The organism is Bacteroides sp. (assembly GCF_028690125.1).
Lineage (GTDB): Bacteria > Bacteroidota > Bacteroidia > Bacteroidales > Bacteroidaceae > Bacteroides.
The window spans coordinates 61,987-83,236 of sequence record NZ_JAQVBV010000010.1 but is presented as its reverse complement, the minus strand read 5'-3'; the positions used below and the strand labels follow the sequence as shown (position 1 = coordinate 83,236).

Here is a 21,250-nt window from a genome sequence, read left to right as displayed (position 1 = left end):
TTGCTATGGAAATTTTGATTATTGGATGTGGGAACCAAGGTTTAGCGATTGCTGCGCACTTATCTTTGTCGGGTGTGACAGTGAATATGTGGAATAGGACAGGAGATAATATAAGTGATTTATCACAAACAAAAGAAATATGTAGTGAAGGTGTTATTTGTGGAGTAGCAAAAATAAATAAAATATCTAGTAATATAGATGATGTTTTGACAGAATTTATTATTATTACAGTACCTACTATAGCGCATAATGATATAGCGCGGATGTTATCGGGTCGCATTACTGCCAATACGATCATTGTGTTAAGTCCTGGTCGCACGTTTGGTGCATTGTATTTTTCTGAGGCTTTAGACTTTTCTTCTAATGAAGCTCTACCACATATATTTGAAATGCAAACAATCATTCATACGGCAAGAAAAATGTCTTCGAATAAGGTCCATATTTATGCGTTGAAGAATGAAGTGTTGATGGCCTCATTAAAAACTGAATCGATGTCTTTATTTCATTTGTTTCCACAATCAATGAGACTGTATATAAAGCCTGTTAATTCATTTATATATACATCATTAGGAAATGTTGGAATGCTACTACATTGTGCTCCCACATTGATGAATATTGGATGTATAGAGAGTGAGCGAATCTCATTTAAATATTATTTTGATGGAATTTCTCCAAGTATTTCTTTATTTCTTGAGAAAATGGATAAAGAGCGTTTGTCAGTAGCTGTTGCTTTAGGTTTTTCTTTAGAATCCTTACAATGCTGGCTTTGCCGGACATATTCTGTTTCTGGAGATACACTATATGAATGTTTACAAAATAATTTGGCTTATAGAGAAATAGATGCACCCGCTACTATACAACATAGATATATTTTTGAAGATATCCCTTGTGGGTTAGTTCCATTGGAATCCTTGGCTCAATATTTAAGTATTGAAGTACCATATACTACATTGATAATTGATTTGGCTTGCAAAATAATGAATGTAGATTATAGGATAATTGGACGTAATATAAATAAAAAAACGTTATATTATATTTTGTGAATTATGGATAATCCTTTAGTTACAATTCGTTGTTTAGCTTATAATCATGAACTTTATATTCGTGAGTGTTTAGAAGGTTTTATAATGCAAAAAACACATTTTCGTTTTGAAGCGATTGTTCACGATGATGCATCTACTGATGGTACGGCTGCTGTAATACGTGAATATGCAGAAAAATATCCCAATATAATAAAACCTATTTTTGAGACCGAAAACCAATATTCCAAACACGACGGTTCTCTTCGTAAAATAATGGATGCACATACACATGGAAAATATGTAGCATTATGTGAAGGAGATGATTATTGGATTGACCCTTATAAACTGCAAAAGCAAGTAGAACTTTTGGAGGATAATGCGGATTGTTCATTATGCTGTGGTGGATATATTAGAAGGCAGTTGGGAAAGATAGATAATATACAGAAAATTGATTCTAAAGAAGGATTTTTCTTTTTTACGTTACAAGATTGGGGAAAAAGATGGTTTACGATGCCTTTAACTATTCTTTTTAGGAAAGAGATGTTAGTTGAATATCAACAGAAGTTTAAATATTATAAGTATTCACGTGATATACATTTAATATATCATTTATTGAAAAATGGTAATGGAATATATCTATCAAATGTTTTGGCCGTATATCATGTCCATCCAGGAGGAATCTGTAGCATGATGCCAGCTGCTGTTAATGCAATTAATAATTACAATTGTTATCGTGAATTGTATCAACTGAATAGCGAAGATGAAGTGATGAAAAAATTATATATAGACAGTATATCAATACGTTTAGTATATCCTTCAGAGAAAAGATATTCATCAAAAAAAATATTTTTAAAAGGATGGAAAATATCAACCACCTTTAGGCAAAAAATTAAGTTATTGTATCATTATGTAACTCCATTATCTTTAATTCAAATAATTTCTAATTTGAAAAAGAGAATATGCATAATATAACTTTTTGTGAGTTGGTTATAAATTATAAGGTTTATAGAATTGGCTTTTTACATTTTTATATAAGTAGATTTTATTATAGGATATCTATAATAAATAGTGAGAGCATATAAAATGATTTATTATTTAATTCTTTCTGTGTTATTCTTTTTTTCTATTGTCGATTTTTTTTCAGGAAAGTATGAAAAGGAATTTCATTATTGTTTTTATGCTTTTTTTCTACTATTATTAGTCGTATCTGGATTAAGATATGGCATTGGGATGGATTATTTTGCTTACAATGGGCTATACCAAGATTCCTTTGAACTTAATGATGAAATAAAAGAAACTGGATTCAGATATTTATTTTATTTTTTTAAAAATATATCCGTCCCTTTTGCATGCATGATATTTCTATTTTCTTATATAACAATGAAATATGCGTTTTGTTTTATTCGGAAATACTCTCCTTTTGTGTTTTTATCAGTTCTAATATTTTACTCAGTTGGACAATTTTACTTTAATACATTTAATGTTATAAGACAAACGCTTGTTGCTTATGTGTTTTTGGGAGTATTGGTTGGATGGTTAGAAGAAAGAAATTTCAAGAAATACTTATTAGGGGTTATTTTTATGAGTTTTTGTTTTCATATGTCTGCGATAATATTACTTCCTTTGTATTTCTTTGTGTATAAACGAATAAATAATTATATTCGTTTATTAATAATTATATTACTCTATTTCTCTTCTTCATTATTGATATTCTTGATATATAACTCCCCCTATTCAATGTATCTAACATTTGAGCATAATTCGGCAGAAGTTGCATTAACTATGTATCTAGTTTTTATTATAGCTGTCATTATTGCAGTATTTGAATCTTTTTATTCAGTAAAAACTGTAAGAGAGAAAATTTTATTTAACTTAAACTATATTTCTATTGTTATTATAATGTTGGTTATTTTATTTGAGAATACTCCTTTAGTTTTATTTTTTTCTAGAATTTCATATTTTTTTACTCCAGTGCAAATTGTGTTAATTCCTATAATTATAAATCATTTTTTTCAACATAAGAGTAAACTGATAATAATTAGTTTATTATCTATATTATATACTGGGTTGTGTATTATGTCTATACATTCTAATGGAGTGTCCAATAGATTACTTCCTTATCAAACAATTTTTTCAACATACTAAGAATTGAATTATGAAAATTTTTATTATTTGTGCTGTATGGAAAAATACAAAAAATAACCATGCAGGAATGTATTATTTGGCAAAGCAACTAAAAAAAAGAATAGATTTTGATATCAAAATTATTCCAATATTTGTTCATGGCTCTAGGTTTTTTACTCCTTTATATCGTTTATTGAATTTGTGTATAGGATGTTTTTTATATTTTATTTTAAAGCCGAATGATATTGTTTTTTTAATGGAATATTTATTGCCTGTATGTGAGCAGAGTGATATAGCAAGGATAGTATCTAAAAAAGCTAAAGTGTTAGCATTAGCACATTTAATACCAGCACGTATAGAAGAACAATATTCTCGCGAGGATTTGTTTAAAAAAATATCATATATTGATAATTTGTTAGTATTAGGAACATCGCTGAAAGATTATTTTATTAGCAAAGGGATTGAAAATGATAAGATTATAAGAATATTTCATTACGTTGATAATCATTATTATACAATTGGCAAGAATGATTACAATACAAAATTTAATATAATATGTATGGGAAATATGGAAAGAAATTATACATTATTGTGTGATATACTTTCAAAGTTGCCAGCATTGCATTTTCATATTTGTATGGGAATTGGAGATCTCTCTCAAAAATTTACTTCTTTTTCAAATGTAACCATTTATGGGTATATGGAAGAGTCAGAACTTCTGGAATTAATGCAGTCATCGGATGTTTCGTTGAATCTGATGAATGATACTGTTGGTAGTAATGTTATTACAACTTCTTTAGCTTCTGGGCTCGTTGTATTAGCTTCAAATGTTGGTTCAATTAATGATTATATTACAGATGGAAAAGAAGGATTCCTATTTAATGATATAAATGTCGCAATTGAAAAATTGAGAATTCTTTCCGAAAATGCTGATCTATTATGTTCAATGAAGAAGAATGCAGTTACTAGAGCTGAAGAACTAAGTTTAGATAATTTTTGTCAATGGTTTCGTCAATTAGTAAGTCGTAAATAATGAATTATAACGTATCTATAATAATTCCAATCTATAATGTGGCTGAATATATTCATAGTTCTTTTATATCAGCTTTAAACCAATCTTTTCAGTCTATAGAATATATATTGGTTGATGACTGTGGTACAGATCATAGTATGGATATAATAAACGAGATATTAAAAAATCATGTTCGTCGAAAAGATGTTTTTATTTATAGGCATAATAAGAATCGAGGATTATCTGCTGCTAGGAATACTGGCCTAGAAAAAGCTACAGGAGAATTTGTTTTCTTTATGGATTCAGATGATGAAATAACTTTGGATTGTATTGAAAAACACTATAATGCTATTATTAAAGATAAATCTGATTTTACCATAGCTAATATAAAATTAGTAGGGTCAAGATCTATTCATGTGAAGGATTTTCCGAGAGAATGTGAAGAAATTCCTTTATTTGTCTCTTTTTCCAGAAGAATGTGGAGTGTAAGTGCTTGGAATAAACTATACTTGAAAAAATATCTACAAATGAACCGCTTAACTTTTCAAGAAGGACTTTTGCACGAAGATATATTATGGTCTTACAATTTATGCTTGAATACAGATAAAGTTAGTTGGGTAAAAGAAAAAACATATATATATAAAACAAGAAGAGGTTCTATTACTGTATCTAAAAATACTCCTTTGAAAATCGAAAGTCTAATATTTATTTTAAATAAAATGATTCAAGATTGGGAAAATGGAACGGTGAATCATAAATATGAAAGTGAATTTGCACATATGTTTAGTTTCTATCGATTTAACACAGCACTTCTTTTGTTAAATTTCTCAGATACTATGGAAAAGGCATGGCATTACTATAATCTTTTAAGGACCAATTTTGCGACTTTGTTAAATAACAACTCATTATATTCTCGAATATTGAGTTTGCCTTTTCCTTTATTCTTAATATTTATATACCCGTCTTATTCTGTTTATAAAATATTATCAAAGTAGAATTTATTATGTCCATATTTAAAGACAAAACCCTATTAATCACCGGTGGAACTGGTTCCTTCGGTAATGCAGTTCTACGTCGTTTCTTAGATTCCGATATTAAAGAAATACGTATTTTTTCAAGAGATGAAAAGAAACAGGATGATATGCGTCACGCATTACAAAATCCTAAAGTAAAGTACTACATTGGTAATGTTCGTGACAAATCCTCTGTTGATGTTGCCATGAATGGGGTCGATTATGTATTCAGTGCAGCTGCACTAAAGCAAGTCCCTTCTTGTGAGTTCTTCCCTGTGGAAGCTGTTCGAACTAATATTGTAGGGACTGAAAATGTTTTGAACTCTGCAATTGCGCATGGTGTACAGAGCATAGTCGTTCTATCAACAGATAAAGCTGCTTATCCTATCAACGCAATGGGAATGAGCAAAGCACTGATGGAAAAAGTAGCTGTAGCCAAAGGCCGTGAACTCGGAGAAGGAGCTAAAACAACAATCTGCTGTACTCGTTATGGTAATGTAATGGCTAGCCGTGGTTCTGTAATTCCTTTGTGGGTGGAACAAATGATGGATGGAAAGCCAATCACCATCACCGATCCGGATATGACTCGTTTCATGATGACATTGGATGATGCAGTCGATTTAGTTATATATGCTTTCACGCATGCCCATAATGGAGACTTATTCGTACAAAAGGCTCCAGCTGCAACTTTGGAAACATTAACCCAGGCATTGAAAGAAACCTATGGTAAAGTTGATCCTAAGTTTTTAAAGACTGAAGTAAGAGTAATCGGTACCCGTCATGGCGAGAAATTGTATGAAACATTGGTAACTCGTGAAGAAATGGTACGTGCTATCGACATGGGCGATTATTATCGCATCCCATGTGATACCCGTGATTTGAATTATGATAAGTATTTCACCAAAGGAAATGAAGAAATTTCTAAGATAGAAGATTATCATAGCCATAATACTCATCGCCTGGATGTAGAAGGCATGAAAGATTTGCTATTAAAACTACGTTTTGTACGCGAAGATATGGGATTGGAAGCTAAAGCAAAAGCGCGTGAAATAAGAAGTGAATAACTTATAAATATTTGATTATGCTAAAAGTCATGACAATTGTTGGCACTCGTCCCGAAATAATAAAACTGAGTAGGGTGATGGCTGAATTAGACAAATATACAGAACATATTATTGTCCATACCGGACAGAACTATGACTATGAATTGAATGAAATCTTTTTTCAGGAGCTTCATATTCGTAAACCCGACTATTTTTTGAATGCTGCCGGTAAAAATGCAGCGGAGACAATAGCCAATGTTATTCAGAAATCAGATGAACTGTTGGAAGAGGTAAAGCCAGATGCTTTATTACTTTATGGGGATACTAATAGTTGCATCTCAGTCATATCTGCCAAACGTAGAAAAATTCCTATTTTTCATATGGAAGCAGGCAATAGATGTTTTGACCAACGTGTTCCTGAAGAAATTAATCGTAAAATAGTAGATCACCTCAGCGATATTAATATGCCTCTTTCCGAACATGCACGTAAATACTTATTAGCAGAAGGATTACGTCCGGAGACTGTGATAAAAACGGGTTCTCCTATGACTGAGGTTCTTTTATATCATAAAGAAGAGATTGAACGCAATGATGTATTGGAAAAAGAAAATCTGAAAAAAGGCGAGTATTTTATTGTTAGTACCCATCGTGAAGAAAATGTAGATTCTGAAAAGAATTTTGCAAACCTGCTCAACTCATTGAATGCTATTGTGGATAAATATCACAAAAAAGTAATAGTCTCCACTCATCCACGTACCCGTAAAAAGCTTGAGGCTATTGGTTTTGTAAACTCAAATCCAATGATAGAATTTATGAAACCTTTTGGCTTTATGGAATATATCAAGTTGCAGCAAAATGCTTTTTGTGTTATTTCGGATAGCGGAACAATCACAGAAGAGTCTTCCATACTTCATTTTCCTGCTATTACTATTCGTCAGGCGCACGAACGACCTGAAGGCATGGATGAAGGGGCTTTAATAATGACCGGGCTGAATAGTGAGCGTATTCTTGACTCAATCGACATTGTTACCTCTCAATATGCAGAAGATGCAAGTTCCATTCATTCAATTCCTGATTATGCTGCAGATAATGTTTCGAAAAAAGTAGTCCGTATTATCCTTTCTTACACAGATTATGTCAATCGTACCGTTTGGCATAAAGATATTTGATTTCTATCCCTTATATGTTGAAGAAAAAAGTATTGTTGTTCGGTGCCACTGGTATGGCCGGACATATCGCTTATTATTATCTCCAAAGCACCGGACGGTATGAACTAGTGAATGTTGTGTATCGTACTAAACTGACAGAAGATAGTATAGTAGTGGATGTAACAGATAAAAATGCTGTAGCAGAAGTAGTTCGGAAGGTTCGGCCTGAATTAATCATCAATTGTATTGGAGTCCTGATAAAAGGTTCTAAAGAACACCCTGATAATGCAGTTTTTATAAATGCTTATTTCCCTCATTTATTGAAAAAACTCTCGGACGAAGTCGGAGCAAAATTAGTGCATATCAGTACTGATTGTGTCTTTTCAGGTACAAAAGGAAATTATAAGGAAGATGATTTTAGAGATGCCGATGATGTTTATGGACGTAGTAAGGCTTTAGGAGAAGTCATCAATGATAAAGATCTGACTATTCGTACGTCAATTATAGGACCGGAGTTGAAAGTTAACGGTGAAGGTTTATTTCATTGGTTTATGCACCAAACTGGGAGTGTAAATGGATTTAAAACAGCTATCTGGGGTGGAGTAACAACACTTGAATTGGCTAAAGCCATAGATATAGCTGTTGTCCATGAAAAAACGGGTCTTATACAACTTAGTAATGGTGTAGGTGTTTCTAAATATGATTTATTAAATCTGTTTAAGCGAATCTGGCATCGTAACAATATCGAGATACTTCCTTTTAATGGAAATGGAGTCGATAAGTCTATTGCCAAATCAAACAGATTTGATTATGAAGTTCCGAGCTATGAAGATATGTTGTTGGAACAGTATGAATGGATGAAAAAGAACAATCGTTTATATTCTCAATATCTGACTGATTGATGAAGGGAAAAAAGAAAGCGTTGGTCATTGGAGAAGCCTTCTATCCGGAAGATTTTCTAATTAATGATTTAGTACAAGAATGGGAAAAAGAGCAATATGAGTTTGAAGTCTTAACCAGAGCTCCCTCTTATCCCTTTGGAAAGGTTTATAAAGGGTATAGAAATAAAATATACCAAACAACTTATTTTAATACAATTAAAGTGCACCGTTTTCCTGTGATGCAGGGATATGAAAAAAGTACTTTGATTAAGATTTTAAATTATTTTTCTTTTGTTTTCTGGAGTTTCTGGGTTATTTTATTCATAGGACGCCGGTTCGATAAAGTGTTTATTTATCAAACCGGACCTTTGACATTAGCAACAGCAGGAATTATTTTAAAGAAACTCTATAAAGCTGAAGTAACTATCTGGACACAAGATTTATGGCCCGAAACAGTATATGCTTATGGCTTTAAAAAGACTCGCTTTTTAACCTACTGTTTAGATCATTTTGTAAAGTGGATCTATAAGAATTGTGATCATATTTTTGTTTCCTGCAAGGGATTTGTTGAGCGTCTTCATCGCTATGTGCCGGAAAAAGAAATCATTTTTGTGCCTAACTGGTCATTGATGAAGTACTCACCTAATCATAAGAAGTCATTACCTGGAAAATTTAACTTCACTTTTGCAGGAAATATTGGTAAAGTTCAGAACTTAGAGAACATTATATATGGTTTCTCCAAGTTTGTGGAGGAATATCCGGAAGCATATTTGAATATAATAGGTGATGGTTCTTACTTAGCCGAATTGAAAGAACTGGTTAGTAAAGAAAAGATCCAGAATATAAACTTCATGGGAAGGAAGCCTCTTTCTGAAATGTCCGATTATTACGAAGCAAGCGATGTTTTAATTATATCACTGAAAGATACCCCTATTTATGAAATTATGGTTCCTTCCAAATTCCAAGCATACCTTACTACCCATAAGCCTATATATGCCGTATTTAAAGGTGAAGTAAAGAAAATGGTGGAGGAGTATGAATTGGGAATGGTAGCTCATCCTTCGGATATTAATGAAATAGCTTCGGGATTAGAAGCATTTCTAAAATTATCGCATGATCAGATGAAAAGTATCTCAGAGAATTCATCCCGGTTGTTAGATTCAGTGTTTAACAGAGAAAAGATTATTGAGAAAATTAATTTAATATTTTGGAGGTCTCAAAATGCCTGAAATAGAAATAATCCAAGGAGGTATTTCGGTAGATTCCAGAGGACAAATATCCCATGTAAATAGTTTGGATATGAGTGAGATTGAACGTTTCTATATCATTCATCAAAATGATACATCTATTATTAGAGCCTGGCATGCGCATCAACATGAAAAGAAATGGTTTTATGTGGTTAAAGGATCATTTACTACTGCATTTGTGAAAATAGATAATTGGGAAAACCCTTCTTTAGATTTAATACCGGAAATTTTTCATTTATCGGCAGAAGATAGCCGAGTCTTATGTATTCCTGAAGGGTATGCTAATGGCATAAAAGCAGAGGAGCCGGATTCCGTATTAATGGTTTTTTCGAATAAAATATTATCTGAAGCACTCAATGATAGTTGGAGGTATAATAAAAACTGGTGGATGAATTGGGATAAGTAAGACTTCTACTTATATTTAATAAAATATTTTCAACATACTTTTGAAAGGAGATGACCGCTTAATTTACCAAAATTGAGCGGTCTCTTTCGTTTAAAAATATGGTTTAGCCAATAAAAGGCAACTAATCAATTTGTTATATAAATTAGGAGTTATAGCAACTGAAAGAGCCGAATATTATTAATTGAATATTGATACTTGCTATGTATTAAAAGTGTTTTATTCTTTCTTTTTATTGCTTATTTCAATTAATTTCTTTTAATTTGTTGCATAGTAACCAATAAAACTACTACAAAATGAAAAATTTAGCAATTTCTTTATTAACTATCGCACTCTGTTTTTGGTGTAGCACAGCGTTTGGCTGGGGAAAGGTAGGGCATGATGCAATCGCATACATTGCGGAATGTAACTTAACGCCGAAAGCGAAGAAAAATATCGAAAAACATCTCGGTGGACATTCGATTGTGTATTATGCTTCTTGGATGGATCAAATTCGTCACACACCAACGTATAAACATACTACAGTGTGGCATACCAACAGTGTCGATGCCAATGGCAATTACGCCCCGAATCCCAAAGGTGATGCTATGTCTTTTCTGGAGGACTGTATCACTAAGATGAAAGATTACCGTAATCAGAACGATTCTACTATCACTGTTTCGATCCGCTTTATCGTGCATTTGGTCGGTGATATGCATTGTCCGGGACATGTGAAGTATCCTTGGTATAAAAATATTAATTTCTCGCTAAATGGCAAAGAATATGGTTTTCATAGTTATTGGGACGAGTGGGCTCTTACGCTAAGCAACAAATGGTATTATATGGAATACCAACACCAACTCGACCGTTGTTCGAAAAAAGAGAAGCGTGAATTAGGTAAGGGCACACCACGCGACTGGCTCGCTGACAATGCTCAAAACTGCCGCGTGATCTATGATTGGACTAAACCTAATCAGAAACTCTCGTACGAAGAGTCCAGAGATTTTATTAATTTCTCTCATGGATTTGCTGAAAAGCAGGTGCTGAAAGCCGGATACAGGTTGGCGGCATTATTGAATGAATTGTTTGGATAGCGTTCTACTCATTTCGTCACAGATCTTTAAATATAGTAACGCTATCCCATGACGATAGTAACGGTATAGTTGTCTTATAATGTCACTATATGATCAGGATAGCGTCACTATTTTGTTGCATGAACAGAGGGTTATAAAGAGGGTAAATTTCCATCATCGATTTCTTATAAAAAAGACCGATTAATAGAGGGATGAAGTATATAATACAATCAGAAATCTGTATTTTTCGATACAGGTGATTATTTCTTAAATAGGTGGTCTTAGGCTAAGGAGTTATTCTAATATTATAGTCTTATCATTATCATTCTAGCATATTTTATTGTTCTGATCTTCGATATATACTAACTGGAAAAATACACTATCCTTTGGGTCTGTTTTATAATGAGGGTTAGGTCGTTTTTTGTATCTTGTTGCCATATTCACTTATAAAAAGATATATCGTGGTAACAAAATTTGAATCATTTCTAGCTAAGTCAGACTTGGCGAAGAATACTGTCTCTTCTTATGTATGGACAGTCAATCATTTCTTAGAGAATTATGGAGATGTAAATAAAGAAAACCTTTTAGCTTATAAAGGATTCTTAATTGAGAATTTTAAGCTGCAAACTGTCAATCTTCGCCTACAAGCTATAAATAAGTATCTTGAATTTATCAAGCAAGAGAAACTGAAACTAAAATTTGTTAAAGTCCAACAGAAGAATTTTCTGGAGAATGTTATTAGTGATGCCGATTATCAGTTTTTAAAATCAAGATTAAAGGCAGATGGCTATGATGGATGGTATTTTATTGTATGGTTTATGGCTGCGACAGGTGCACGTGTTGGTGAGTTGCAACAAATAAAAGCAGAGCATTTACTGGCTGGATACTTGGATATGTATGCCAAAGGTGGGAAAATACGAAGATTATATATTCCTAAAGGACTGCGAATAGAAGCTGCTAAATGGATTGCGGAGAAGGATATTCAGTCAGGTTACTTATTTTTAAATCGTTTTGGAGAGCGTTTAACGACTCGTGGAATTGCACAACAATTGAAACATTTTGCTATGAAATATGATTTAAATCCTAAAGTCGTTTATCCACACTCTTTTCGTCACCGTTTTGCAAAGAATTTTCTTGAGCGTTTTAATGATATTGCTTTACTTGCTGACTTGATGGGACATGAAAGTATTGAAACAACTCGTATTTATCTTCGGCGTACGGCAAGTGAACAGCAACAAATTGTAGATAGAATTGTAAACTGGTAAATTAAATAGTTCTTTGAAAGTGTAGATGCATACCTACATTTTCAAAGATATTTCGTCTTTACCGGCAATATACTTGATTAAAGTGAATTAGCAATTTATAATCAGATTATTCAATTTTTCCACTAGCTGCTTCCGGGTTTTCACGAAGCCATCTACGATATAACTCGAAAAATGTGGGAGCATCGAGTAGCTCAATCGAAGGATCAATTTCTGCAATTTTATCCATCATTTGTTTATGCCAGGATGGAGATTTCAGTATATCGCGATACCACCCAAAAGGGATAGGACTATGTTGCATATCTTGTACGATAAACATAGCATTTTGCTCAGGTCTCTGAACTAAATCTGAGCCTGCACGTAGTATGGGCATATTTCCGAAAAGTCGGGTACGTGGAGTCTTTTGTGGTATTATTCCGTTAGGGCTAAACGATGCGTAACACTTTAATCCTTTGTCTGTCAGTCCCGGTGCTTGGCCGTCGATGACGAATCCGGTTATTGTCAGCCCCCATTTTTTATAATACGGACGACAATGGTTTGCCCAAGCATCCAGGGCATCAGGCAGGCCTGATAATTCGCGTGGTGCTTGCAACATCCCCGGCATGAGGTAACCTGCACCGTTGTCAGCCGCTGCGAAATAATCGTTTGGTGAAGCTGTGCGACGTATATAATCCATCACCATTGGAACACGACGTTCGAGGATGGGGCTTATACACCACATTAGAGGTAATTTCCCGCGTTCGGAATCTTTCCATAAGTGAGGTAACACGCTTGTAATCCATGCTGAAGAGTCATAATCACCGACATAAAAGATTATGAATTTACGTCCGTCTATGCGTACATGACCTTTATCATCGAGATAGCCACGATGTTGTAATTCTTCATCTGTGACCCATTTTTGCGGATAATGTTTCGCTGTAGGGTAGTGTTGCCAAAATGAGGCATTTGCCAAAGCTCCATAACCGATAGCGTCGGCATCTTTAAAGGTATTGTAGGCACTTATGATACGACTGAACTCCCATTCAGTAGCTACATCTTCATGCGAACCTCCGGCATGACGGGTATATTTATATGCCCAAGCGGGAAAGCCGCCTATATGACACATCTTCTTGCCACGATTTATGCGGTAGGCTTCGCTGAGCATCTCGGTGAGAGTGCTGAAATCACTGCCGGCAGGTTGAGTCTTTTCGTCTGTTGCTACTTCATCAGCCCACGGTGAAAGGTCAAAAAAGAATGCGCGATGGCTGACAAAGAAATCGTGATTGGTAAGGCAGTGCGCATTCATCGGTGCTGATTGGGGGCTTTGCCTCCAATATTGATCAAGGTAATAAGCACCATATTCACCGCTACAACGATCACGTTTCATATAGTTGTTTATAAACCAAATGTAAGGGTCATTTTTAATTGATCCGGTTGATTGACGATCAGTTTGCGGAATCTGTCCTTGTCCTGTGAACATCGATGTACCATCGCGATTGATAAGCCATGCTTTAACTTCCAGTTTCGGTCCGTTCTTGATCAAACGTTGGTAGAGGCTTTCTTCCGAAGTGTCGTAACGTACGGCTATGAGATTCTCTATGCCGGCAACAGCCGAAGCAACACATGAAGTGGAAGCAACGTTTGGATCGTAGACTACTGCCCCACGGATTTTCTCTTTATAATCTTCAGTCAGTTTCACGATGTCATTGTAGTACACTGTGTCACGTCCGTTAAGCCATTCACCTTTGCGTCTGCAGAGTTCCCACCAGTATCGATCCACCTCCATAAATTCATTTTTTACATAATTGATGTAAATGCGTGGTTCGTTGCGATTGACAACACCTTGCAAAGTGGCAACACAGTGTAATATGTCCCACATATCAGCTACCTGTGTTTTATTTTCCGGTGAGTAATTCCACATATATGATAAATCCAGAAAAGCGATCGGTTCAATAGGTTTTTGCCTGTTTACAGCAAATAGGAGAGTGGTAACAGTCACAGTGATGATTGTAAGAAGTATTTTTCGTATCATAGCTGAAAAATGTTATTTGATATTGGATTTTCCCGTCAGTGTATCAATCATCTGCTGTTGTTTTTCGCCGTTACGGATGATACCGAATCCTCCTTTGTAGTCCCAATTGGCGTATCCTATACCATATTTCTCGCAAATAGATACGATGTCTTTGTACCACTGGATACGATCTGCTTCGGGAGCTCCGTGTATTGCGCCAAACTCACCGAGGTAGGCTTTTTTACCAAGTTTTGAAACTGCGTCAAAGGCTTGTTTGATCTCACTTTCTAGTGTGTTGATATCGTTATAACCACGTTTACCGGCACCGTTAGCGTAACGGTTCTTCATGGATTGATCCATAGCGGCAAAATCTTCCTCGGATATAAGGTTACCGGGATAGTGTATGGTACATGGAATATTTTTCATATCAGTCCATGATGCACGATAGTGGGTAAACATGAATGGATTGTAGAAATGGAAACTGATAATTATATTTTTATCATCAGTGGGCACCCGTAGTTGCTTCACTGTATCGAATGACTGCCAGCGATTTGAACCAATGATAATGGTACGTTTCGGCTCCAGTTTTCTTACGGCAGCCAGACAGCGGTTGGCAATGGTGTTCCATATCTCCGGATCATCTGCCACCGGTTCGTTCATAAGTTCATAGGCTACCATTGAACGAGGATATTTTGATAATTGTGCAGATATCTTACGCCAGCATTCGTAAAATCGTTCCTGTGCTTTCTCATCTGTGAACAGTGGCTTATCCTGTGCATTAAAGTGATGGGTACGGATGATGTGCAGATCGACTACGGCACGTAGTCCGAATTCCTTGCACCAACCTAATGCTTGATGTAAGAGTCCGAAGGCTTCGGCATCAGGAGTTAAGTCTTCATTAAACATTTGTTCTTCGTCGATGGGAATCCTCAAATGATCGAATCCAGATTCCGCTATAAATTTTACATCATCGCGGGTAAACCATTTTACGCGTTCTTCACCTCGGCTGTCGCTCTGCGATAGCCAATGACTGATATTTATACCTCGATGAATGGTGAATGACTTGGCATTGCAAGTACAGAGTACCATGGTGACTGTCATAGTAAATAGAAGGAAAATCTTTTTCATGACATTGATATGTTTTTAGTAGTTTATTAGGTTTTACCACTTGTCGGGGCCGTGATCATGTCCACGTGGGCGGACAGGTTTTTCCGAATAGGGGAATTCGTTACCCGAATGGATAGCATAAAGTCTTTTGGCAGAAGTCTTCATTGCTTCAGTTTGCTCTTTGTATGGACGGTCGGTGACATCTATACAACCACAGTTGTAGTTTTCGCCATCCATACGGCCGAGTATTTCCTGATCGTACCATGTGAAATAGGCTGTACCTATAAGTCCCGGGTGAGCGTATCCGTTTTCCACATAATATCTGTACGCTATTCCGCGTTCTTTCTGTGAATCGACTTGCCAAAGAGATTGTCCCTGTCCCCGATCAACCGTTCCGAAATGGAATTCACCAATGATCATTGGACGACCTGACTCTGCCAATACACGGTCCATCATTTTGTTATCAGGGGCAAGAGCGTAGCAATTGAAACTGATGACATCGAATACTTGACTACAAATATCCATTAACTTGCCGTTTACGGCGTATATGTCACCAAAACGGTACCCAAGATTGAGATGATTAGGATCGAGTTTCATTTGCATGGCTTTCAATTCTTGGATATAGCGGCGGAATGCATCATAAATAAATGCTTTGCGTGTTTCAGGAGTATCACCATGCTGCGTTAAGTATTCTTTCAGGGCATTTTTAATCCCTCTTTCAGGGCCGTCGATTATGAGTTCGCATACGCGTTGCTCTTGTCCAATCCAAACAGGCTCATTGCCCATAAAGTAGCCGATCAACCATGGATTATTGCGATTAGGGTCAATGGTGTGACGCATTGAACGTTCTAATTTCTCGTGAAAATTCTCTTCGTAAATATTTCCCAAGCCCATTAGCGTTGCATCGGCGCCGGCAGGATAGAGGGTACACATGAATGCTTTTTGATTCATTTGCTCCAGACGTTTGTCCGACCAGTTGCCAATGGTGTTCACGCCCCATTTGTCCATGCGTTTAAATGTGGTTTCAGCTGCTTTTGCGAAGTTGTCCTCACCATAACGCCGTTCAAGATTCCAGGCATCATAGCTTGCTATCGTACCGTCGCGTGAATCTGTCTTGCGAATGAATTTCTCCGGTGGGAGTTGTTTTAGCATATTTTCTCGTTTTTCAACATTGCGTACTGACCCACCTCCTGAATTATATATGCAATCAACACCTACCGAAAGGAACAGGTAGCCTTCGGGATCGACAAACCACCAGCGCCCGTCAATGCATTCGGTACGGAAGAACCCTGTACTTTTGACGCGATGAGCTTTGTAGCCGCCAAATTTCGAATAACCATAAAGTTTTTCAGCCGATACTTTTTCTTGTTCTTCAGCTCTCCACACTTTCTTAAGTTTATTCAAGGAATGTATTTTATCGGGATAATCGACTAAATTAGATTGCCCGAATTCGTCAAGTGCAGGGATCTTCCCTAAATAAGTATCTCCCGGATCATTGACAGACAATTCGATATTACGAATTTCGATGGTTTGGTCGCCGATTGGTGCACGCATACGTGCTCCAATTGAATCGACTTTTGTCATAGGACCAACGTTGCCTCCTATATTTATCCAGCCTGTGTAACGTGGTTGGTTGTAAGTTGCGGCCATATCAACTGCGGAGGAGGGATGATCGGTAAAGAAACGGATGGGAATAGCCAAACGGTTCCATTGTCCGGGAGCATAGGAGTGTATACGTACTTCGTCATAACCATGTGACGTGGTGAATCCCAGATGAAAACGTTGTGAGGTTGATATTTTCATTTCGATGATCACATAATTGTAGCCACTCCAATCAGCAGGCATTTTAGAATTGATGTCGTGAATGGCGATTTTACCACCGGACATCTCACGAGAGGAATAAAAATGGATACCGTGGCTGCTTGGTGGATTGGCGACGGTCATGACTGCCCAGAAAGACAGTAATAAGGTGTAAACAAGGTGTAATTTCATAATATATAGCAGTTTAGTATGACAGCTGGAAGCAAAGGTAAGGTTTTTATTTTATTTTGTACTAAAAAAATGGAACTGTGTGGGAAATAAAAACAGGCTCTTCATATAAGCTATTTAGGCACGGATTTCGCAGATTTCACAGTTCTTTGATTTACAAAACTGTGTATTCCGTGTAATCCGTGCCTAAAAGATAGTGATTGTAGGATTTTGAGATATCCTCGTATCAAATAGAAACTTTCGACCTGAAAAACATTATAAAGTTTTTAGTCAAAGAAACTTTTGAATTTCTTGAATATTTTCTCTTTTACGTTGGAACTGGGCTTAAAGTTATCAGAATCGTCGATTTTTTCGAGCATACTTTTTTCTTCCTTATTCAGAGTTTCCGGTACATAAATACTGATATTTACCAATAGGTCTCCTGTTCCGTAACCATTCACGTTAGGTACACCTTTGCCACGTAAACGAAGAACTTTTCCTGGCTGTGTACCTGAATCGATTTTTACTTTTACCTTTCCGTCGATTGTCGGAATTTCCACTGCACCGCCTAATGCTGCAGTAGGAAAACTTAATAGTAGGTTATAGATCAAATCGTTGTCATCACGAATCAAATCCGGATGCGCTTCTTCTTCTACAAGAATCAGTAAGTCTCCAGGTACACCGTTATGCTTACCGGCATTTCCTTTTCCACTCATGGAAAGTTGCATACCTTCTGCTACTCCTGCAGGAATTTGTACGGTTACTACTTCTTCACCATAAATAATACCGTCTCCTCCACACTCGTTACACTTATTTTTGATGATTTTACCTTCACCGTTACAGGTAGGACAGGTGGCACGGGTTTGCATCGTTCCAAGAATGGTCTGTTGATTACGGATTACTGAACCGCTACCTTTACAGGTCGGACAAGTTTCCGAACCGCCATCTCCCTCAGCGCCTGTGCCATGACAATGATTACACGGTACATATTTTTTTAGTTTGAACTTCTTTTCTACTCCTGTTGAGATTTCTTTTAAAGTCAGCTTCACCTTCACACGAAGATCGCTGCCACGGTAACGACGTTGCTGAGTACTGCCACCACCACCAAATCCGCCGAAACCACCAAATCCGCCACCGAATCCACCGCTACGGCCTCCAAAGATGTCACCAAACATGGAGAAGATATCATCCATTGACATACCTTCGCCACCGAAACCTCCGAACGGACCGCCATTACCTGCGGCACCACTTACTCCCGCATGACCGAACTGGTCATAACGCGAACGTTTGTCCGGGCTACTTAATACATCATAGGCCTCGGCTGCCTCCTTAAATTTCTCTTCCGCAACTTTATCACCCGGGTTCTTGTCAGGGTGAAATTGAATTGCTTTTTTACGGTAGGCTTTTTTAATTTCTTCTACTGTGGCTGTCTTCGATACTTCCAGCACTTCATAATAATCTCTTTTTTCTGCCATCTTTATTTTGTTTTCAGCCAATCATTATTCATTATCCATCATCCTTTAAATAACTATTCCCCAACTACCACTTTGGCATGGCGAATCACTTTGTCATTTAATGTATATCCGGTTTGTACACAATCCAGGATTTTTCCCTTCTGTTCTTTAGATGGTGCAGGAATAACGGCGATTGCTTCATGATAATCAGTATCCAATGGTTGGTTTATTGTTTCGATTACTTTTACTCCGTTTTGTCCCAGAACCGTCATAAACTTATTGTAGATTAGTTCGACACCCTCTTTTACAGCATTGACATCTTTAGCTGACTCCATTGTTTTAATTGCACGTTCAAAGTCATCAATTACAGGCAAAATACTGCTTATACTTTTTTCGCCACCATTCAGGATCAGTTCAGCCTTTTCCTTCATAGTACGTTTACGATAGTTGTCGAATTCAGCTGAAAGACGCAGGTATTTGTCTTTCTGTTCTTCGATGGTAGCATTTGCTTCTTCGAGTTCTTTTTCCAGCTTTTCTTCAGGAGTCTGCGAACTAGCTTCTTCCGATTGTTCGTTCTGAGGTTGGTCCGCTGTATCCTGAGTTTCTTCAACGTTCAGTTCTTCTTCTTTTACTTTTTTTTCTTTAGGGTCCATATCTTAATCTATTTTTTGTTCATAATATCAAAATGTTAAGCAAAAACTTTGCCAATATGGCGGTTTTGCCAAAAAACGCTGCAAAGGTAATACTTTTATGTCAGATTGGCACATTCCTAATAGTTCATTATTCATTTTAAATGTCTACCTTTGCACCCTCAAATAGTAAATAACTAGTAAAATAGTAAATAATAGAAGATGATTACAGTTTCAAACGTTTCGGTACAGTTTGGTAAAAGGGTGTTGTTTAATGACGTGAACCTAAAGTTTACGAGTGGTAACTGTTATGGTATTATCGGTGCCAACGGTGCAGGAAAATCTACGTTTCTCCGCACGATTTATGGAGATTTGGATGCTACTACCGGTACTATCGCTTTAGGACCGGGCGAACGCCTTTCGGTATTGAGCCAGGACCACTTTAAGTGGGACGCCTATACAGTAATGGATACCGTAATGATGGGGCATACTGTTTTGTGGGATATCATGAAGCAGCGTGAAGTGTTGTATGCCAAAGAAGATTTTACAGATGAGGATGGATTGAAAGTTTCCGAACTGGAAGAAAAATTTGCTGAACTTGACGGGTGGAATGCTGAGAGTGATGCTGCCATGCTGTTGAGCGGATTGGGAATTAAGGAAGATAAGCATTATACATTGATGGGTGAACTGAGTGGTAAAGAAAAGGTGCGTGTGATGCTAGCACAGGCATTGTATGGTAACCCTGATAACCTTTTATTGGATGAACCGACCAATGATTTGGACATGGAAACAGTAACTTGGTTGGAAGAGTATCTTTCGAATTTTGAGCATACTGTATTGGTAGTAAGCCACGACCGTCACTTTCTCGATTCCGTTTGTACACATACTGTTGATATTGACTACGGAAAGATTAATCTATTCGCCGGTAACTATAGTTTCTGGTATGAATCCAGCCAGTTGGCTCTTCGCCAGCAACAGAATCAGAAGGCAAAGGCGGAAGAGAAAAAGAAAGAGTTGGAAGAGTTTATCCGTCGATTCAGTGCTAACGTAGCGAAGAGTAAGCAAACTACAAGCCGTAAGAAGATGCTTGAAAAGCTGAATATTGAAGAAATCAAACCTTCTTCTCGTAAGTATCCGGGTATTATCTTTACTCCGGAACGTGAACCGGGTAACCAGATATTGGAGGTATCGGGATTGAGTAAAAAGACAGAGGAAGGTGTTGTATTGTTCAATGACGTGAACTTCAACGTGGAAAAGGGAGACAAAATTGTATTCTTATCACGTAATCCGCGTGCGATGACAGCATTCTTTGAAATTATCAATGGAAATATAAAGCCCGATACCGGACACTTTAACTGGGGAGTGACGATTACAACAGCTTACTTACCTGTGGATAATACTAATTTCTTTGATACGGATTTGAATCTGGTAGATTGGTTAGGTCAGTTTGGGGAAGGTAATGAAGTATATATGAAGGGCTTCCTCGGTCGTATGTTGTTTTCAGGAGAGGATGTTTTGAAAAAAGTAAATGTGCTTTCCGGAGGTGAAAAAATGCGTTGTATGATTGCTCGTATGCAGCTTAGGAATGCGAATTGTCTGATTCTGGATACTCCGACTAACCACTTGGATCTGGAATCGATTCAGGCATTTAACAATAATCTGAAATCATATAAGGGAAATATTCTCTTCTCGTCTCATGACCATGAATTTATTCAGACGGTTGCGAACCGTATTATTGAATTGACTCCGAATGGTATTATTGATAAGATGATGGAATATGACGAATATATCACTTCTGATCACATCAAGGAGCTTAGAGCGAAAATGTATGGTGATAAATAAGGATTACGGTAATAAATAAAATACGGGCTGAAAGCTCAACTAATCATAATCTG

Annotated in this window: 18 protein-coding genes; 13 read left to right on the top strand and 5 right to left on the bottom strand. The window is 36.5% G+C overall.

The features are described 5' to 3' along the window. Nucleotides 1–5: 5 nt before the first annotated feature. From PHO71_RS08900 to PHO71_RS08845, 12 genes are all read left to right on the top strand, one after another. On the top strand, nucleotides 6–1,043 hold the full coding sequence (locus tag PHO71_RS08900) for an NAD/NADP octopine/nopaline dehydrogenase family protein (protein ID WP_300201912.1): 1,038 nt from the start codon (nucleotides 6–8) through the stop codon (nucleotides 1,041–1,043). Between the two features lie 3 nt (nucleotides 1,044–1,046). Further along, nucleotides 1,047–1,994: a glycosyltransferase gene (locus tag PHO71_RS08895; protein ID WP_300201909.1), complete on the top strand. Its 948-nt coding sequence runs from the start codon at nucleotides 1,047–1,049 to the stop codon at nucleotides 1,992–1,994. Nucleotides 1,995–2,105: 111 nt separating this feature from the next. After that, a complete protein-coding gene (locus PHO71_RS08890) occupies nucleotides 2,106–3,167 on the top strand; it encodes an EpsG family protein (RefSeq protein WP_300201906.1) in 1,062 nt (353 codons plus the stop codon). 10 nt (nucleotides 3,168–3,177) lie between these two features. After that, nucleotides 3,178–4,179 carry a glycosyltransferase family 4 protein gene (locus PHO71_RS08885; protein ID WP_300201903.1) on the top strand — a complete coding sequence of 334 codons (1,002 nt, stop codon included), beginning with the start codon at nucleotides 3,178–3,180 and terminating at the stop codon, nucleotides 4,177–4,179. Further along, nucleotides 4,179–5,153, top strand: a complete 975-nt coding sequence (locus PHO71_RS08880; protein WP_300201900.1) for a glycosyltransferase family 2 protein — start codon at nucleotides 4,179–4,181, stop codon at nucleotides 5,151–5,153. The genes PHO71_RS08885 and PHO71_RS08880 overlap by 1 nt, the downstream gene beginning before the upstream one ends. 8 nt (nucleotides 5,154–5,161) lie before the next feature. Next, nucleotides 5,162–6,235 (top strand): polysaccharide biosynthesis protein, encoded by a 1,074-nt coding sequence (locus PHO71_RS08875; RefSeq protein WP_300201897.1) that lies wholly within the window; start codon nucleotides 5,162–5,164, stop codon nucleotides 6,233–6,235. Between the two features lie 17 nt (nucleotides 6,236–6,252). Beyond that, nucleotides 6,253–7,383 carry a non-hydrolyzing UDP-N-acetylglucosamine 2-epimerase gene (gene wecB, locus PHO71_RS08870; RefSeq protein WP_300201894.1) on the top strand — a complete coding sequence of 377 codons (1,131 nt, stop codon included), beginning with the start codon at nucleotides 6,253–6,255 and terminating at the stop codon, nucleotides 7,381–7,383. Between the two features lie 14 nt (nucleotides 7,384–7,397). Further along, nucleotides 7,398–8,264 (top strand): SDR family oxidoreductase, encoded by an 867-nt coding sequence (locus PHO71_RS08865; RefSeq protein WP_300201891.1) that lies wholly within the window; start codon nucleotides 7,398–7,400, stop codon nucleotides 8,262–8,264. Further along, nucleotides 8,264–9,472, top strand: a complete 1,209-nt coding sequence (locus PHO71_RS08860) for a glycosyltransferase family 4 protein (RefSeq protein ID WP_300201888.1) — start codon at nucleotides 8,264–8,266, stop codon at nucleotides 9,470–9,472. The genes PHO71_RS08865 and PHO71_RS08860 overlap by 1 nt, the downstream gene beginning before the upstream one ends. Next, nucleotides 9,465–9,896, top strand: a complete 432-nt coding sequence (locus PHO71_RS08855) for a WxcM-like domain-containing protein (RefSeq protein ID WP_300201885.1) — start codon at nucleotides 9,465–9,467, stop codon at nucleotides 9,894–9,896. The genes PHO71_RS08860 and PHO71_RS08855 overlap by 8 nt, the downstream gene beginning before the upstream one ends. Before the next feature lie 293 nt (nucleotides 9,897–10,189). Beyond that, nucleotides 10,190–10,966, top strand: a complete 777-nt coding sequence (locus PHO71_RS08850; RefSeq protein ID WP_300201882.1) for a S1/P1 nuclease — start codon at nucleotides 10,190–10,192, stop codon at nucleotides 10,964–10,966. Nucleotides 10,967–11,406: 440 nt separating this feature from the next. Then, a complete protein-coding gene (locus PHO71_RS08845; RefSeq protein WP_300201880.1) occupies nucleotides 11,407–12,210 on the top strand; it encodes a tyrosine-type recombinase/integrase in 804 nt (267 codons plus the stop codon). Between the two features lie 106 nt (nucleotides 12,211–12,316). Here PHO71_RS08845 and PHO71_RS08840 read toward each other — a convergent pair whose 3' ends face one another. The 5 genes from PHO71_RS08840 to PHO71_RS08820 all read right to left on the bottom strand — a co-directional run bounded on the left by PHO71_RS08840 (nucleotide 12,317) and on the right by PHO71_RS08820 (nucleotide 19,379). Next, a complete protein-coding gene (locus PHO71_RS08840) occupies nucleotides 12,317–14,218 on the bottom strand; it encodes a GxGYxYP domain-containing protein (protein WP_300201877.1) in 1,902 nt (633 codons plus the stop codon). 12 nt (nucleotides 14,219–14,230) lie between these two features. After that, a complete protein-coding gene (locus PHO71_RS08835; protein WP_300201875.1) occupies nucleotides 14,231–15,325 on the bottom strand; it encodes a glycoside hydrolase family 5 protein in 1,095 nt (364 codons plus the stop codon). 33 nt (nucleotides 15,326–15,358) lie between these two features. Continuing rightward, entirely contained in the window at nucleotides 15,359–17,296 is a 1,938-nt protein-coding gene (locus PHO71_RS08830; protein WP_300201872.1) for a hypothetical protein, read from the bottom strand. Nucleotides 17,297–17,559: 263 nt separating this feature from the next. After that, nucleotides 17,560–18,747, bottom strand: a complete 1,188-nt coding sequence (gene dnaJ, locus PHO71_RS08825; RefSeq protein ID WP_300201870.1) for a molecular chaperone DnaJ — start codon at nucleotides 18,745–18,747, stop codon at nucleotides 17,560–17,562. Between the two features lie 53 nt (nucleotides 18,748–18,800). Next, nucleotides 18,801–19,379: a nucleotide exchange factor GrpE gene (locus PHO71_RS08820; RefSeq protein WP_300201867.1), complete on the bottom strand. Its 579-nt coding sequence runs from the start codon at nucleotides 19,377–19,379 to the stop codon at nucleotides 18,801–18,803. A gap of 198 nt (nucleotides 19,380–19,577) precedes the next feature. On the opposite strand from PHO71_RS08820, the gene PHO71_RS08815 reads away from it, so the two are divergent. Beyond that, nucleotides 19,578–21,197, top strand: coding sequence for an ABC-F family ATP-binding cassette domain-containing protein (locus PHO71_RS08815; protein ID WP_300201864.1), 1,620 nt, complete (start codon nucleotides 19,578–19,580; stop codon nucleotides 21,195–21,197). Nucleotides 21,198–21,250: the final 53 nt, after the last annotated feature.

Excerpts from the sequence above, each read along its gene's own strand:
- PHO71_RS08895 (WP_300201909.1), top strand. The coding sequence starts at position 1,047 with ATGGATAATCCTTTAGTTACAATTCGTTGTTTAGCTTATAATCATGAA.
- PHO71_RS08830 (WP_300201872.1), bottom strand. The coding sequence starts at position 17,296 with ATGAAATTACACCTTGTTTACACCTTATTACTGTCTTTCTGGGCAGTC.
- PHO71_RS08875 (WP_300201897.1), top strand. The coding sequence starts at position 5,162 with ATGTCCATATTTAAAGACAAAACCCTATTAATCACCGGTGGAACTGGT.
- PHO71_RS08815 (WP_300201864.1), top strand. The coding sequence starts at position 19,578 with ATGATTACAGTTTCAAACGTTTCGGTACAGTTTGGTAAAAGGGTGTTG.
- dnaJ (WP_300201870.1), bottom strand. The coding sequence starts at position 18,747 with ATGGCAGAAAAAAGAGATTATTATGAAGTGCTGGAAGTATCGAAGACA.
- PHO71_RS08855 (WP_300201885.1), top strand. The coding sequence starts at position 9,465 with ATGCCTGAAATAGAAATAATCCAAGGAGGTATTTCGGTAGATTCCAGA.
- PHO71_RS08865 (WP_300201891.1), top strand. The coding sequence starts at position 7,398 with ATGTTGAAGAAAAAAGTATTGTTGTTCGGTGCCACTGGTATGGCCGGA.
- PHO71_RS08850 (WP_300201882.1), top strand. The coding sequence starts at position 10,190 with ATGAAAAATTTAGCAATTTCTTTATTAACTATCGCACTCTGTTTTTGG.
- PHO71_RS08880 (WP_300201900.1), top strand. The coding sequence starts at position 4,179 with ATGAATTATAACGTATCTATAATAATTCCAATCTATAATGTGGCTGAA.
- PHO71_RS08835 (WP_300201875.1), bottom strand. The coding sequence starts at position 15,325 with ATGAAAAAGATTTTCCTTCTATTTACTATGACAGTCACCATGGTACTC.
- wecB (WP_300201894.1), top strand. The coding sequence starts at position 6,253 with ATGCTAAAAGTCATGACAATTGTTGGCACTCGTCCCGAAATAATAAAA.
- PHO71_RS08820 (WP_300201867.1), bottom strand. The coding sequence starts at position 19,379 with ATGGACCCTAAAGAAAAAAAAGTAAAAGAAGAAGAACTGAACGTTGAA.
- PHO71_RS08840 (WP_300201877.1), bottom strand. The coding sequence starts at position 14,218 with ATGATACGAAAAATACTTCTTACAATCATCACTGTGACTGTTACCACT.
- PHO71_RS08900 (WP_300201912.1), top strand. The coding sequence starts at position 6 with ATGGAAATTTTGATTATTGGATGTGGGAACCAAGGTTTAGCGATTGCT.
- PHO71_RS08890 (WP_300201906.1), top strand. The coding sequence starts at position 2,106 with ATGATTTATTATTTAATTCTTTCTGTGTTATTCTTTTTTTCTATTGTC.
- PHO71_RS08860 (WP_300201888.1), top strand. The coding sequence starts at position 8,264 with ATGAAGGGAAAAAAGAAAGCGTTGGTCATTGGAGAAGCCTTCTATCCG.
- PHO71_RS08885 (WP_300201903.1), top strand. The coding sequence starts at position 3,178 with ATGAAAATTTTTATTATTTGTGCTGTATGGAAAAATACAAAAAATAAC.